Origin of the sequence: Psychrobacter sp. L7 (assembly GCF_002810365.1) — a bacterium.
GTDB lineage: Bacteria > Pseudomonadota > Gammaproteobacteria > Pseudomonadales > Moraxellaceae > Psychrobacter > Psychrobacter celer.
The window spans coordinates 39312-54938 of sequence record NZ_NEXR01000004.1 but is presented as its reverse complement, the minus strand read 5'-3'; the positions used below and the strand labels follow the sequence as shown (position 1 = coordinate 54938).

Here is a 15627-nt window from a genome sequence, read left to right as displayed (position 1 = left end):
GAAAAGAATATATTTATTTATATGAATATATTCCGATAAGCGGTAGTAAATAGCCGAAGAGTGACATGTACACTCCCTATATATTCGATATTATGAATATATAGGGAGTGTACATAGTCTTACACGATGAAACTTTTAGGTTTTTAAACGCTAAGAATGGTTACATTTGCGCAAAAAGTCTCATTAAAGCTTACCGCCGTGTCATTTTGTCGTATTCGCTCTCTACATACCGACTATGAGTTGGCCTCTAATAATTATGTAAGGGAGTACGCATCATGAACCGCATCTATAAAGTCATATGGAATGAAGCTTTAAATTGTTTTGTCGCCGTTGGTGAATATGCCAAAGCACGTGGCAAGTCCTCTAAATCTAGCGTCAGTGCCAATGCTCGTATTAATACCACAGCTACCACTTCTGTCAAAAAATGGCATGTGAGCGCTATAGGACTCGGTCTGCTGGCTGCTGGTGTCGCGATGCCAGCCAGTGCGCTTGGTCTTTACTTTGCAGGTGACGATCCTACGCCTAAAATTTATACCAATGAATGGCTCCATCATACAGTGACAATCAAAGGGGGTGAGACGGTAGCTGGCGATCCAAGCAGCAAAAATATCAATGTAACTGCCAATAAAAACAGCAAAACACTGACCGTAAAGCTAGATAAAACGGTCAATCTAGGCGTAGATGGTAGCCTAAAAATGGGTGACACCTTGGTGGATAGCTCAGGGATGACCATCAAAGCAATTAATCCTATCAACAATGTCACCTTAAGCAATAGTGGACTAAATAACGGTGGCAATAAAATCACCAATGTAGCAAGCGGTGCCGGCGACGATAACAACGCTGCCAATATCGGCGATTTAAACAATGCAATTGCTGCCAACAAAACCAAATACTACAGCGTCAACTCCACAGGTGGTAGTAATTATGACAATCTAGGGGCTACTGGCGAAAACGCTATGGCCATGGGTCGAAACGCCAGTGCGGCTGGTAGTCAAAGTATCGCTATCGGTAGTGTGGCTAATGGCAAGCCTACCAGCGCTAGTGGTGAGCAGTCTATCGCCATTGGCGCAAATGTGGTGACCACAGGAGGCTCTGCTATCGCCATCGGTGGCGATGATCTAAACGCCGCCTCTGAAACCAACTTGGATGGCAGCTCAAATATTGGTGCCAACACTGGCAGTGTGAATACGGTATTTAAGACTTACACTGGCCGTAACCTTGTAGAGCCTGCGTATTATGCTAGAAACACTGAGGCCAGTGGCGCTGCTTCCATCGCCATTGGGTCAAAAGCGCTGTCTAAAGGTCACTTATCTACTGCTGTTGGTGTACAGTCCTCCTCAGATGGTGTTGCCTCTTCAGCCTTTGGTATGGGGTCATCAGCAAGTAAAGATGGTTCGGTTGCTTTAGGTGCAGGATCCACCACGCTTAATGATGCCACTTACCAAGAGAAACTTACTATTGGTAATAAAGATTATTTTTATGCTGGTGCGACCAATGATAAAGGAGCACAGGTCTCTGTTGGCTCAGAAGAGCGTGAGCGTCAAATCAAGCATGTCGCTAGCGGGGAGGTGAGTGCAACCAGTACAGATGGTATTAATGGTAGTCAGTTGCATGCCACCAATGAGTCTGTTAAAGACTTAACTACTACAGTTGCAGCCAACAAGACACATTTCTATAGTGTCAATAGTACAGATTCAACTCGTGGCAATTACAATAATGACGGTGCGACTGGTGCTGATGCAATGGCAGCTGGAATTGATGCGTCAGCGACAGGTGAAAATGCGACAGCGTTGGGAACAAAGTCTAATGCTGAGGGCACGCGGAGCACTGCGATTGGTTACCAAGCACAAGCTAAAGATAGAAACGCAATTGCTTTAGGTTATCAAGCTAATGCACATCAAAAACATTCCACCGCGATAGGATATGCTGCTAACGCGGGTTATGCTGCGATTGCAATAGGAGATGCGGCAGCAGCAACCAAAAAAGGGTCAACAGCGATAGGAAGTCAGTCTGTCTCGACTGATGTGTATAGTACAGCTTTAGGACGCGAGGCTAAAGCACTTGAAAAGAATACTGTAGCCGTGGGGTATAGTACTACTGCCAGTGGTGAGTCTAGTGTGGCTATCGGTAATAAGTCTCTAGCAACCAAGGAAAGTAACATCGCACTAGGTGACAATGCACAGGCGACCGGAAACCAATCAATCGCGCAAGGCAGAAATGCTAAGGCGACCGGAAGTCAATCCATTGCACAAGGCACTCACGCTGAAGCGACAGGTAACTTCAGCTCGGCGCAAGGCTATTTTGCTAAGGCAACTAAGTCCGGTGCGATCGCACAGGGCCGGGATGCAAAAGCGTTCGGCGAAAACTCAATCGCACAGGGTATGAAAGCCAAAGCTGAGGGTAAGTCTAGTGTGGCTATCGGTGATGGAGCAAAAGCGAGCGGTGTCAATAGTATCGCAATCGGTACAGGTAACATCGTCAATGGCGACAACTCAGGTGCCTTTGGTGACCCTAATAATATTAGCGGTACAGGTAGTTATGCGGTGGGTAATAACAATACTATCAATGCCGACAATTCCTTCGTATTAGGTAATAACGTCACAATCAACGCCAGTGACAAGTATTCAATCGCTCTGGGTGAAGGTGCTGTAATTAACGGCGAGGACAGTATTGCAATTGGTCGCGGTGCCACTGCTGCGGCTAGTACCAGAAATGGTTTAGCAATTGGTGTGAGATCAAGTTCTGGTAACCACGCTGCGTCTTTAGGTGACGACGCTACGTCTGGTAACTACGCAGTAGCGCTTGGCTCTAAGTCCACTGCTCAGATTGGCGGTACGGCTATTGGTCAGGCCTCGAGTGCAGTCAGCAATGCCACAGCCTTAGGTCGTGCTGCTATCGCAGGGCAGCCAGGTAACGTCGCTTTGGGGCATCAATCCGTTACTGCAGCACAGCATACCGGCACTTTTGCCATAAACAATCAACCAGTTGCAGGTTTAACTAGTGGCGCTAGAACGGTATCGGTTGGCTCTGTGGGTGCTGAACGTCAAATCCAAAACGTCGCCCCAGGTGTCGTGGATGCTACTAGCACTGACGCTATTAACGGTAGTCAGTTATTCCAGACCAATAAGAACGTCACTGCTAATACCATCATGGCTGAAGGTAATATGGCCGCCCTTGGTGGTAACTATATCCCTGATCCTAATGACCCGGATGCGGCTGGCACTTATGAAACTCCTGAGTATTTTGTGTTTACTGATCCAAGTAACGTAGATACCGTTGCTGATGGTGGCACGGGTGTTGTGGTGAATAATGTTGGCGACGCATTTACAGCTATCAATGAGGCATTACAAACTCCTCTCACCTTCACAGGTGATACTGGTACGGCCACTCGTAAACTTGGCCAAACTCTCAGCGTCACTGGTGGTGCAACAGGTAATCTAACGACTGGCAATCTTGGTGTCGAAGCAGATGAAACGGGTGGTCTAATTATAAAACTAGCTGAAACAGTCAATCTTGATGCTGACGGTAGCGTAACGACGGGCAACAGTGTACTTAACACTAATGGTCTCATCATTGCTGGTGGCCCAAGCATGACTACTAATGGCATCAACGCTGGTGACAAACAAATCAAGAATGTAGCCAGTGGTGTTGGTGATGATTACAACGCTGCCAACATCGGTGATGTAAAAAATGCCATTGGTGATGTGACTACCTTAGGCTTCGGTATCAAAGCTGCTGATACTAATACCGTCCAGAAAAACCTAGGTCAAACAATTGATATCATAGGCTCTAATGGCAACATTACTACACAAGTAGACAGTGGCAAAGTTGAAGTCGTGCTCAATAACAATCTAGACCTAGACACTAATGGTAGTATCAAAATGGGTACAAGTACACCATTTGGTCTAGGTCCTGTGACTAACGTTAACCGTTATGGTATGACAACCAGCAATGCATTGGCTGGTACTTCAATCAACCTCACTGGTGTTACGGTAGCAAGTCCGCTTGGCATTACGAATCTAAATAGCACTGGGCTTTATATTGTTGGTGGCCCAAGCGTTACAACTAACGGTGTTAATGCTGGCAATAGAAAAGTCGTTAACGTAGACAAAGGCGACATCACTGCTACCTCAACTGATGGTATCAACGGTAGCCAATTATTTGATAACGCACAATCTATTGCTGATAATTTCGGTGGTGGCTCAATGGTCAAGCCTGATGGAACGGTGAGTGCTCCAGGCTATGCACTCAATGGCGGCACCTACAGCAGTGTCGGTGATGCACTGGGTAATTTAGATACTCGTACCTTTACTAACACTACCAACATTGCTAAAGGCATCAAATTCAACGTCAATAATGGTCTTGAGAAAACCTTCGCTTTAGGAGAAGAGATTAAGCTCAATACAGATAGCAACTTAACCACAACGCCACTCTCTACAGGCGACGGTATTGAGCTTGGCTTAGCTCCAGTGGTGAACGTTGGTACTGATAATCCAGTACAGATCAATGGTGATACAGGTACAATCTCAGGTCTAACCAATAGAACCTTTGATCCAACGATCACCTATACTGGTGGACAGGCGGCTACTCAAGAGCAGTTATCAGACCTTAGTGGCACTATCATTGATCTAGGTTTCGAAATCACGGCTGACAATGCTTCCTTAGCGCCTGGTGAAACTAAAGATAAAGTTAAACTTGGTGAGACAGTTAAATACACCAGTGCAGATGGCAGTATCGTCACTACAGTGGCAGATAATGAAATCGACTTTGCTTTAGGCGACAACCTCAGTGTTGGTGGCCCAGGTCTAGACGGTGAGGATGGTGTAGATGGCTTCATCGGTGTGAATGGTGCTGACGGCCAATCTGGTATTGCTCTCAATGGTGCTGATGGCACTATCGGTCTAACGGGTCCTGCAGGTCTTCACGGTGAGCAAGGTCCTTCAGGTACCATCGGTGTCACCAATGGCGTACCCGGTGTGAATGGTGAGGACGGTATTACACGTATCATTATCGACGATATTCAAGTCGCCACCATGGAAGATGGTATAAAGTTTGCGGGTAACAAGGGTGCTACCATCGCCAAGCAGCTCAACGAAACCTTGAACATCGAAGGTACGTTGGCTAACTCTGCTGATGCATCAGGTGCTAACCTACGTGTTGACAGTGATAACGGTAAGCTAAATCTAATGATGGCTAAGAAGCTAACGGATCTCGATAGCATCACCATCAATGAAGGCGGTCCAATTATCAGCAGCTCAGGCATTGATATGGGCTCCAACACTGATGACGAGGATTACCCAACCAACACAATCACCAATCTTGGAAAAGGTGTCAATGGTACTGATGCTGTGAACCTTGATCAATTAAATGAAGTCAACGAAACAGCCAATAAAGGGTGGTTTGTCCGTACGGATTCTGGTGATGGCGCGAAGAGCAATGTCAAACCAGACGACGTCGTTACGATCAACGGTGACGGTAATATTAGCGTAACCAATGAAGATAATAACCTGGTTGTGGCATTAGGCGACGACCTTAGTGTTGGTGGACTAGGTCTAAACGGTGAAGATGGTGTAGATGGCTTCATCGGTGTGAATGGTGCTGACGGTGTATCTGGCGTAGCGATTAATGGCGCTGATGGCACTATTGGTCTAACGGGTCCTGCAGGGATAGACGGTGTGAGTCCAACGCTGACCATGCGTCCAGAAATCCAGTCTGGCGACGTATTTAATGATGACACAGACGTCACGCGTTTAAGTTACGAAGATGGTGACGGTAATAGTCGTACCATAGCGACGTTAGAAGATGATGGTTTACGCTTCTCTGGTAACGACAACCCAGCTGTTGGTTATGTTACTCGCAACCTAAATAAAGAGATGCAGATTGTTGGTAGTAAAACAGCGGTTGGTACATACTCATCAGGCAATATCAATACGATTGCGACACAAGATGGTGGTATTGAAATTCAAATGGCTGATTCACCGAAGTTTGGTGAGGTAACCATCAACGCTGAGAATACCGGTAAAATTACGGGTCTTACTGCTGGTGAGGATGATACTGATGCCGTCAATGTCTACCAGCTGAATCAAACCAATGCGACTATCAACCAAGGCTTAGACTTTGGGGGTGACAGTGGTACCGATGTCAACCGTAAACTTGGTCAAAAGCTCATTGTTAAAGGTGACGATACCATCAACGCTGATCCAGCAACGAAAAACATCAGCGTTACTGCTGACGGCGATGACACATTGAACATCAGATTGGATAAAGATATCAACCTTGGTAATACAGGCAGCGTCACCACCGGAAACACTCAGGTGAATAATGCAGGTGTTACTGTATATAATGGCGATAACGATCAGGTAGCGCTGACTAACAATGGTCTGAACAACGGCAACAACAAGATTACTAACGTCGCTGATGGATTGCTGGACGCTGGCAGTAGAGATGTGGTCAACGGTAGCCAGTTGTTTAAAACTAATCAAGACATTGCCAAAGGCATCAAAATCGGTGATGGTAATGTTGCTAACGACCAGCAATTTGCGTTAGGGGAGACCATCAATGTCACAGGTGATGGTAATATCACCACACTGGCATCTGCCGCAGGCGTTCAGGTTCGGCTAAACAATCAGCTAAACTTGGGTGATGAAGGTCGTATGCAAGTGGGTAGTAGCCTCATGACAAACAATAGCTTTACCTTTGTGTCCGATAATGCGCCGAATAGAACCGTTAGATTGACTAATAATGGTTTGGATAACGGCTTTAATCGAATCACAAATGTCGCCGCCGGTATCGACTTTACAGATGCTGCTACGGTTGGACAGTTAGAAGCAGCCACCTTTGCTTTGGATCAAGGTTGGGGTTTAAGTGCACAAGGTGATAGCGCTACCATGGTCAAACAAGGCAGTGCTGTTGATATAAACAGTAGAGATGGCAATATCACGATCTCAAGAACGATTGCGGGCAATGGTATATCACCTCTAGCAAGTCGAGCAGCAGACGTCAATGACATTAGCTTTGAGCTGAACAGAGACATCGCCATCGATAGCGTACAAGCAGGCGATAGTACGCTGAGCAATGACGGCTTGACCATCGTCGGCGGACCAAGTATGACCAAAGCGGGTATCAATGCCGCTGACACCAAAGTCACAAATGTGATGAGCGGAGAAGTCTCGGCCAGTAGCTCAGATGCTATCAATGGTAGCCAGCTCTATGCACAAGGTGCAGGTATCAGTACCCTAATAGGTGGGGATACCGTCTACAACCCTGAAGATGGCACCTTCACCAATGCCAATATCGGCGGTACCGGTCAAAGCAGTATTGATGGTGCGATTGCCTCGATCAAGCAAGGCGAGACCATTATCAATGAAAGTATAGCCACCAATACCACCAATATTGAGGCCAATACGGCTGATATCGCTACCAACACCACCAATATCAGCACCAATACGACCAATATTCAAGGCAATACGGATAGATTGGATACCGGTCTCAACTTTGGCGCTGATAGTGGAGATAACATCAACAAGCCTATTGGTGATGACAGTGTCCTAAGCTTTACCGGTGGTAATAACATCACCACCACCGCGCAGGGCAGTAGCATCTTGTTTGACCTCAATGGCAATATCAGCGTAGATAGTGTCAGTACAGGTAATACGACCATCAATAGTGGCGGTGTCACTATCACAGACGGCCCAAGTATGACGGCAGATGGTCTGTATGCAGGTGGCAAGAGTATTACAGGTGTCGCCGATGGTGTCGAAGCGACAGATGCTGTCAACCTTGGTCAGCTAAGTGCACTCGATAGCAGGCTAAACAACAGCATGAGCGATCTAGGCTACAAAATCGGCGAAGTCGAAGACGATGCAAACGCAGGTATCTCAGCGGCCATGGCGATGTCTTCTCTACCGCAAGCTTATATCTCTGGTAAGTCTTTGATTAGCGGCGGTGTCGGTACTTACAACGGCGAGAGTGCAGTGGCCATCGGCTTCTCTAAGCTCTCCAATGACGGTCGTTGGGTCATGAAAATAAATGGTACTGCAGATACGCAAGGCAATGCAGGCGGCTCGATTGGTGCAGGTTTCCACTTCGACTAATAAGCCGTGACCGTTTTTATAAAATACTGTTTTCATAAAGTATAAAAAAGAGAAGCAAGGCACCTGATGTCTTGCTTCTTTATCATGTCAGTCGGTTTTAAATAAAACAGATACACTATATCAACGTGGAGCTGGTATAAATTTTCCTTGCGTGCTGTGCCTGCGCCGATAGGTACTGCGTAAAATTTATCCCAGTCTCACTGTATCGTTTTTATATTGAACTCACTATATGTGACTTATTTAGAGTCGACTATATAAAGCGATAATATTCCGCGCATTTTTGGCCACATAAACAGCCCAAAAACGCTGACAGACTGCTGTCAAATTCGGAACATGGGTGCTGTCGGCGTCAGGCCAACATAAGCCATGCCTGCTTGATTCATCCAGTGCGGCTGCACGATACCGTGTTGTAAAATCGCATAGATATCGCGATGCGCTCTTTCAATTTTATGGGTCTTATATAGCGAGACAGTACCAGCCACCGCGTAAATCTCAGACACCATATCTCTAGATGCTCTTGCCGCCTCACAAGCCGCTGCCCAGACATCGGCAAGCTGTGTGTCGGTAAAAGTGTTGTTTTTCACAGCTTCATTCCATAATGTCTCAACGCTACTGTGTAGCTGTAGGCGTCTGGCAGCCAGCAGAGTCTTGCTTTTGGCGATGGCCGCTTGTACCGTGGCGCGATCACGTAGATCTGGGTTTTTACCAGCGGTAACTCTCTCAAGACACAGACCAATCAGCTCATCGGTGGCAGCTTTTAGCACGCCTAGCGCCATCGCTGCACAGCCAGCAGCATTGATACACCCTATAGGTAGGCGGTTGTATTTATTGTCGGTATCGATAGGACTATCAAAATCGATTGCATATTCAGGCCTTACAAAGGCTTCTGTGACCACAATATCATGGCTGCCTGTCCCTCTTAGTCCACCGACATGCCAAGTGTCAATCACATCGACGTCAGCTTTTGGGATAAAAAACAGTTTTAGATTGGCACCAGAGCTGAGTGGGGCTTGCGCTCCGTCAGAGGTGACTCGGCATCGTAGGACAAACCAATCGGCCAGCTCGCAGCCAGATACCAGCGTCCAGCGACCTGATACGGTGTAGCCCTCTGCGTATTGGACGGCGACGCCTTCAGGACGCGCCGAATTGGCATAGATATGTTCAGGATTATTAAAGACCTCTTGCCTGGCCGAGCTGTCCAAAAACCGTCCAAAGGTACACGCCAGATGATTGTTCCAAACGATCCAAGACACTGACGCTTCTGCGCTTGCCAAGGTTTCGTACACTGTTAAGGTCTCGGTTGGGTTGTCTTCCCAGCCTCCCAGTGACTTTGGTAAACCCATCCTAAATAAATGGCGGGCTGAGAGCTGCTCGATCACAGCGGGTGCAATCTTTCTAAGGTTTTCTGTCTCCTCACGGTGAGCAAGTGCCAAATGATATGTCTCATCTGCTGCGCTAGCAGGCCTAATCGGTGTGCTGTATGGAAAAGATATTTGGCTCATATTTTTCGACCCTTATCATTAGTAAAACGAATTTGTTTTTTAAAACCGATAAGTTGTGCTTTATTCTAGAGTTTATATATAACGTTCTATATTCAAAGAATAACCAACTGTCGACTACTATACAACCGGTAATTTGAATATAATGAATATTTAGTGAAGGTAATCACGGTAATAAGCGTAGGATAAGTTAGGACGGTAAACGAACGTTACTGCACTCGCCTGTATAGACAAGATAAAGTTGAGCAACCATTCAATTTTTGAGAGCGACCATGATGGTTCGACATCATGGTCGTTGCTAAGATGGAAAGACTATGTCACGTACCGCACTTTATCATCCAGCGCCTGATATCTACATTCTTCTAGGGCGTGGATATCAGGCATCAGGCGTCAGTCATTGTCGCCCAGTATGGCGAATACCTTGATACCCAAATACATTGAGATCATAATTATTCCATGAAAACGCTCAAGCTACGCATCAAAGACAAACACGCCACTCAGCTCAATATCTTGGCTGGGTCAGTTAATTTTGTCTGGAATTACGTCAATGAGCTTAGTTTTAAACATTTACAGCGCACAGGCAAATTCTTTTCAGCTTATGACTTGGCAGACTATACCAAAGGCAGTGGCGAATACTTAAATCTGCACAGCCAAACCCTACAAGCCATCTCTGAAACCCATGCCAAAAGCCGTAAACAATTCAAAAAAGCCAAACTCAACTGGCGTACCAATAATTCTAAAGCCAAACGTAGAAGTTTGGGCTGGATTCCTTTTAAAAAGACCGCGATTAAGCATATCAGTACGCGCCAAAGCAGTAAAAAGTCTTTAAAAAGCACCCTACAATTTAGCCTCGCTAACCGTCAAAAGCTGATCATTGATCTGTGGGACAGCTATAACCTAGCCCTCTGTGAGTTGGTACAAGACAATCGGGGCCACTGGTACGCCTGTATCATCGTCAAAGAATTTCCAAAGATTAAGTGTGGCACGGGTCAAGTCGGTATTGATCTAGGCTGCAAGGATTCGGCAGTCAGTAGTGAGGGTGATCAGCTACAAATCAAAGTCACCCATCAATATGCTGAAAAACTGGCCATTGCCCAACGCGCTAAAAACAAACAGCGGGTCCGTGCCATTCACGCCAAGATTAAAAATACCCGTCAAGACTTAATCCATAAATTCACATCAAAGCTTGTTAAAGCCAACAGCTTAATTGTTGTTGGTAAAATCAAATCAAACTCATTCACTTCATCCAAACTGGCCAAATCCGTCTATGACGCGGGTTGGTTTGAGATTAAGCGGCAACTGGATTACAAATGCGCGAACGCAGGTTGCCACTATATCGAAGTCAATGAAGCGTACAGCACCCAAACCTGCTCGTGTTGCGGCTCCCGCCAAGACAGTCCGAAAGGTAGAGAAGGTCTTGGTATAAGAGTATGGTTTTGTCGTTCTTGTAAAACGACCCATAACAGAGATGTTAATGGAGCAAAAAACATTCTCGCGGTCGGGCTTGACCGTCTTTAGTAGGAATACCCTCCGTTTAGGGAGGGGAGGAAGTCAAAACCGTCAAGAAGCCTTAGATCGAGCATTGAGACTTTATTTCAACAAAAACATCTTAAGTACTGTCTAAAAATATTTGACCACTACAAATGGCCCTGAATATATCAGCAATGATTTAAAGGATTGGGCAACTAAGCAAGGTATCGTTATCGAATACATCGAGCCTGGCAATCCTCAGCAAAACGCTTATATTGAACGATTTAATAAGATAGTGCGTTATGACTGGCTTAATCAAGAACTATTTGATAGTTTAGATCAAGTGCGGCACCAGGCTGAAGCTTGGCTGTATCACTATAATAACGAAAGACCCAATATAGGTAATGGTGGCTTTACGCCGATTCAGAAACTTAATATGGCAGCTTATTTCTACTTATTTGGTGTTTTAAATTTGGGGGTATTTCCCTGGGAACGCAGCACGCAAGTAAAATTTATACCAGTAGCGCGTTTAAATCCATAACAGTTTTACATTCAGCTAACTATATATGCACGATTCTGTGCAAGAAAGAGAATATGATGCTATAAACAGAGAATGGGGCGCTATAGTATCTGCGTGGAAAAGTTAACTGAGACAGTAAAATGAAATTAAAATTTGCAGGTACACCCAAATATATTGATGGTAAGGAGGTATTCATATATCAGGATGTAAATATGATAAAATACCAATGGAATTCTGTCACTGTGATATGTACCGAGCAAATCAAAGCAACCGATAACGTCTTATTTTGGCATACCGGCGGCGCGCCGGCGCTATTTGCCTACGCTGATGATTTAGATATACGTTAACGAAACTTGCACAGCAGATAAAACCTTCTAAATTGAAAAACCTCTGATGAGCTAGTATCTTTTGCCTAAAGATTCGGCTTAGCAGCAATATTGTTCATACTATTTTAAAGGTTTTTTATGGGTCAAATCAGTGACTGGGTACTCTCTATTACGGCGAAGTTTGGCTACTTTGGCATTATCTTTGCCATGTTTGCCGAAAACGTCTTTCCGCCTATTCCCTCTGAGGTCATTATGCCTGCTGCTGGGTTTGCCGCCTCAAATGGTGAGCTTAATCTTATACTTGCCATATTAGCAGGGACGCTTGGCGCGGTACTTGGTGCGTTACCGCTGTACTATTTAGGCCGCGTGTTTAACGAAAAGCGCTTGATAGCCTTAACCAAAAAATATGGCAAATTTGTTTTTGTAAAACCTGACGATATCAAAGCTACCAATGAATGGTTCGATAAGCACGGTAAAAAAGCGGTATTCTTTGGTCGTATGGTGCCTGGTATCCGCTCGTTTATCTCGATTCCTGCCGGTATGAATAATATGCCAATGCTACCGTTTTTGGGACTCTCCGCACTTGGTGCAAGCATTTGGACGACAGGTCTGACGCTCGCGGGTTACTATATGGGCCAAAACTACGAGGTTATTGAATCGACGCTCGCCCCTTACTCGACAGGTATTAGCATCCTTATCGTTGTCATTATTATTGGCTGGTTTGTAAAGCGACGTTTATCTGATAAACGCTAATAAATGCGAAGGCCGATAATCACTAAGTGCTAACGCTTTGATTTACTTGTCGATAGCGTCCGGCCCTAAGCGCATCCAAGTAATCGCCTGCTCTTGATGCTCTGTCATCGCATTCCAGATACCGTCTTCGCTAAAGATAGAAATGAGCCTCACCAGAGTGCTTAATTACGATAATTCTAAATTCCAGCTCGCTAATTACCATGACATACCCCATTACCCTTCGTAAAAAGGTATTACAGTCTCTTGAACAAGGCATGAGCGTGCGCACCGCAGCCAAGCTTTATGACATGAGTCCCACCACCATTATTAACTGGAAAAAAGACATCATTATCAAGCCCATCGTCAGAGCACCGCGCAAAATACCTAATGATGCCCTAAAACAAGACATTACTGACTATCCTGACGCTTACTACTATGAAAGAGCTGCTCGTTTGGGCTGTAGTAAATCCGGCGTAGAAGTTGCCATGAAAGCGAAGATAAAGCACTGCTTTGCCCGAGTGCAAAGGGAGAGCTATGCTCGAGTACCAGATTTCATAAGAACAAACGTATCGAAAAGCTATTAAACCGACATGGTCACCGTATTCTATGGCTACCGCCTTACAGCCCTGATCTAAATCCGATTGAGAAGAAGTGGACTGAAGTAAAAACGCTCAGGCAAGGCTGGGGTGAGAATAATGTAAATCATTTATTCAGCAATGTCTGCTGTTACAACTTTAAGTTGGATTGACTATATTTGTTTAAACTTGCCCAAATAACATTACGCCATGTATTAATGAAGGGCCTAAGAATACCATAAACAATCCCGCTAAAATCATTGTTAAACTAGCTATAACGCCCTCGTCCTCATTGCGCTGACTTGCCCGGGCTGTACCAAAACCGTGTGATGCATTACCAAATGCGATTCCATTTGCAAGATGTGAGCGAATACGAAAAAAAGTCAAAATCATATCCCCTAAAATCATTCCCACCATCCCTGTGATCAAAGTAAACAATGAAACTAAAGAGGAAGATCCGTGGATTTTTTCAGATAAGTCTAACGCAAATGGTGTCGATATTGAACGGGCCATCAAGCTATAGGTCAAGGTCTTATCAAAATGGAACAAACCAGTGAATAGGTATATGCTTAAGACTCCCACCACCATCCCAACAGTTATAGAAGCGGTCAAAGCCAAAGCATGTTGACGTATTAAACGACGATATTCATAAATAGGTATAGCAAACGCAACCGTTGCGGGGGCAAGTAACTGCACAATCCAAGCTGTATCCTTCCAATAAGTATCATAAGAGATATTAAAGATAATCATTAATGAAAGCGTTATTACTGGAACCGTGATAGCTGGGTTTAGCCAAGATTTTCGATAGCGCACATAGATTACTTTAGCCATATAATAAGCAGCTAATGTCCAAATGAGACAAAGGATTGACCAGATATTCATCGCAAACCCTCACGCATTATCATTATTTTTTAGGTTTAATTGGGCTTTATGAATCTGATGTCGATACAATCTACGTTGCAAACGGTGCACCATAATAAAAGTGAATGCTGAGCTTAACATCACCATCGCGGTACTTAAGATAATTGTCAGCATTAATTGCCAGCCCTTACTGATAAATAGCGCCTTGTATTGAAGTATTGACATCATAAGTGGAATAAACATTAATACTAATTCACCCAAAACAAATTTTGCCCCCAGTCTGACCCAGTTAACCTTGATAGCACCACTCATTAATAAGATCAGCATTAAAGATACTCCTAAGACGCCTGAGGATACGGGTAAATGCAATAACTCAACCAATATCGCAGCACAATACCAGACAGCTGCGATAATAGCGCATTGCATAAGGACATGAAGCCATGATTGGCGACAGAACTGTTGAAGTCTAAGTTTTTTTTCAGCTACAAAGGATAGGGATAAGTGAATATTAGGATTACGCATAATAATTGTTGTTTGTTGATTAGAGACTACTTATTATAAAAATACCCTAGTCATAAATTATGAATTATATTTTTATTTTTATTCCTAATTTATATAATAAGTTTCGTTCTTTCTCTTAAATGTGGTCTATTATTTATGATAACTTTCAAGCAATTACGCTGCTTTGTGACAGTCGTAAAAACAGGTGGGTTTCTTCAGGCTAGTATCCAACTCAATCTAACCCAACCCACCGTTACCAAATCCATCAGTAACCTTGAAGAATATTTAGGCGTAGCTCTGTTTGATAAGCCGTTGACTCATAGAAAAAAGCGGCTAGTTAATTTAACGGAAATTGGCGAACACCTCTATATTCAAGCAGTGGATATCTTACAAAAGGCAGATAATCTTGAACAAACAGTAGTAGATTATCAGCAATTAATAGGTGGTAAGTTGCGTCTGGGGATTTCACCGTTAGGCAGTGAAATACTAAGCAAAGCTATTTTTAACTTTTACCAAATGCATCCTAGTATAGAAACCTCACTTATCGAAGATGGTGCTGAGTCACTTAAGCAGGCCCTTCTAGAGGGGCAACTTGATGTGGCAACATTGATGAAGCCGATTGACGATGATTTTGACTACTCGTCGATATGTTGCTATCCAGTGGTGGTCGTAGCAAATAAAAACCGTATGGGTAAGCGAAAAACCAATGTAACACTTAAGTCACTATCAAATGCACCCCTAATTTTATTTACCTCCAATTCATCATTTACTCCAATGATTATAGAAAACTGTCAATCACTAGGTTTTGAACCTAATATTATTTGCCAAACCAATCAGTGGCACTTGCTTCTTGACATGGTAAAACAGGATATGGGTGTGACTCTTTTGCCTCAATATTATACTCAAAAGTTGGATTTGACAGGATTAGTCTGCTTGCCACTAACCCAACCTCAGTTAAAATGGGAGCTTGTCATGGCTTGGCGTCGTCATCGCTTGCTTACACCAAGTATGCGAGCTTGGCTTGATAACATAAGAAAAAACATATAACCA

The 15627-nt window shown here is 44.4% G+C and carries 11 protein-coding genes and 1 pseudogene; 8 read left to right on the top strand and 4 right to left on the bottom strand.

Annotation, left to right across the window (positions count from 1 at the left end; all coding sequences use genetic code 11):
* The first annotated feature begins 275 nt into the window (after positions 1 to 275).
* Positions 276 to 8093 carry an ESPR-type extended signal peptide-containing protein gene (locus CAP50_RS12615; RefSeq protein ID WP_153045432.1) on the top strand — a complete coding sequence of 2606 codons (7818 nt, stop codon included), beginning with the start codon at positions 276 to 278 and terminating at the stop codon, positions 8091 to 8093.
* 320 nt (positions 8094 to 8413) lie between these two features.
* Here CAP50_RS12615 and CAP50_RS06155 read toward each other — a convergent pair whose 3' ends face one another.
* Positions 8414 to 9595: an acyl-CoA dehydrogenase family protein gene (locus CAP50_RS06155; RefSeq protein ID WP_100749390.1), complete on the bottom strand. Its 1182-nt coding sequence runs from the start codon at positions 9593 to 9595 to the stop codon at positions 8414 to 8416.
* A 453-nt stretch (positions 9596 to 10048) separates the two neighbouring features.
* Here CAP50_RS06155 and CAP50_RS06150 point away from each other — a divergent pair, with 453 nt between their 5' ends.
* From CAP50_RS06150 to CAP50_RS06135, 4 genes and pseudogenes are all read left to right on the top strand, one after another.
* Positions 10049 to 11110: an RNA-guided endonuclease InsQ/TnpB family protein gene (locus CAP50_RS06150; protein WP_100749389.1), complete on the top strand. Its 1062-nt coding sequence runs from the start codon at positions 10049 to 10051 to the stop codon at positions 11108 to 11110.
* A 124-nt stretch (positions 11111 to 11234) separates the two neighbouring features.
* A pseudogene (locus tag CAP50_RS06145) lies at positions 11235 to 11507 on the top strand (transposase); the annotation flags it as partial.
* Between the two features lie 287 nt (positions 11508 to 11794).
* Positions 11795 to 11929, top strand: coding sequence for a hypothetical protein (locus CAP50_RS12875; RefSeq protein WP_274539908.1), 135 nt, complete (start codon positions 11795 to 11797; stop codon positions 11927 to 11929).
* Between the two features lie 117 nt (positions 11930 to 12046).
* A complete protein-coding gene (locus CAP50_RS06135; RefSeq protein WP_075102370.1) occupies positions 12047 to 12661 on the top strand; it encodes a DedA family protein in 615 nt (204 codons plus the stop codon).
* Between the two features lie 42 nt (positions 12662 to 12703).
* On the opposite strand, the gene CAP50_RS12610 is transcribed toward CAP50_RS06135, so the two are convergent.
* The gene (locus CAP50_RS12610; RefSeq protein WP_241900675.1) at positions 12704 to 12814 is read right to left on the bottom strand and encodes a DUF4298 domain-containing protein; all 111 of its coding nucleotides are present in this window, start codon (positions 12812 to 12814) and stop codon (positions 12704 to 12706) included.
* 47 nt (positions 12815 to 12861) lie between these two features.
* On the opposite strand from CAP50_RS12610, the gene CAP50_RS06130 reads away from it, so the two are divergent.
* Complete coding sequence (locus CAP50_RS06130) at positions 12862 to 13224, top strand: IS630 transposase-related protein (protein ID WP_100749388.1); 363 nt, start codon at positions 12862 to 12864, stop codon at positions 13222 to 13224.
* Entirely contained in the window at positions 13107 to 13388 is a 282-nt protein-coding gene (locus CAP50_RS12925) for a transposase (protein WP_100749559.1), read from the top strand. The genes CAP50_RS06130 and CAP50_RS12925 overlap by 118 nt, the downstream gene beginning before the upstream one ends.
* 10 nt (positions 13389 to 13398) lie before the next feature.
* Here CAP50_RS12925 and CAP50_RS06120 read toward each other — a convergent pair whose 3' ends face one another.
* Both CAP50_RS06120 and CAP50_RS06115 read right to left on the bottom strand, forming a co-directional pair.
* Positions 13399 to 14097 carry an LrgB family protein gene (locus CAP50_RS06120; protein ID WP_075102372.1) on the bottom strand — a complete coding sequence of 233 codons (699 nt, stop codon included), beginning with the start codon at positions 14095 to 14097 and terminating at the stop codon, positions 13399 to 13401.
* Positions 14098 to 14106: 9 nt separating this feature from the next.
* Positions 14107 to 14598 carry a CidA/LrgA family protein gene (locus tag CAP50_RS06115; protein ID WP_075102373.1) on the bottom strand — a complete coding sequence of 164 codons (492 nt, stop codon included), beginning with the start codon at positions 14596 to 14598 and terminating at the stop codon, positions 14107 to 14109.
* A 135-nt stretch (positions 14599 to 14733) separates the two neighbouring features.
* On the opposite strand from CAP50_RS06115, the gene CAP50_RS06110 reads away from it, so the two are divergent.
* The gene (locus CAP50_RS06110) at positions 14734 to 15624 is read left to right on the top strand and encodes a LysR family transcriptional regulator (RefSeq protein ID WP_100749387.1); all 891 of its coding nucleotides are present in this window, start codon (positions 14734 to 14736) and stop codon (positions 15622 to 15624) included.
* Positions 15625 to 15627: the final 3 nt, after the last annotated feature.

Bases quoted from the DNA above. Each gene is read 5' to 3' on its own strand.
- CAP50_RS12615 (WP_153045432.1), top strand. From the start codon at position 276: ATGAACCGCATCTATAAAGTCATATGGAATGAAGCTTTAAATTGTTTT.
- CAP50_RS06155 (WP_100749390.1), bottom strand. From the start codon at position 9,595: ATGAGCCAAATATCTTTTCCATACAGCACACCGATTAGGCCTGCTAGC.
- CAP50_RS06150 (WP_100749389.1), top strand. From the start codon at position 10,049: ATGAAAACGCTCAAGCTACGCATCAAAGACAAACACGCCACTCAGCTC.
- CAP50_RS12875 (WP_274539908.1), top strand. From the start codon at position 11,795: ATGATAAAATACCAATGGAATTCTGTCACTGTGATATGTACCGAGCAA.
- CAP50_RS06135 (WP_075102370.1), top strand. From the start codon at position 12,047: ATGGGTCAAATCAGTGACTGGGTACTCTCTATTACGGCGAAGTTTGGC.
- CAP50_RS06130 (WP_100749388.1), top strand. From the start codon at position 12,862: ATGACATACCCCATTACCCTTCGTAAAAAGGTATTACAGTCTCTTGAA.
- CAP50_RS06120 (WP_075102372.1), bottom strand. From the start codon at position 14,097: ATGAATATCTGGTCAATCCTTTGTCTCATTTGGACATTAGCTGCTTAT.
- CAP50_RS06115 (WP_075102373.1), bottom strand. From the start codon at position 14,598: ATGCGTAATCCTAATATTCACTTATCCCTATCCTTTGTAGCTGAAAAA.
- CAP50_RS06110 (WP_100749387.1), top strand. From the start codon at position 14,734: ATGATAACTTTCAAGCAATTACGCTGCTTTGTGACAGTCGTAAAAACA.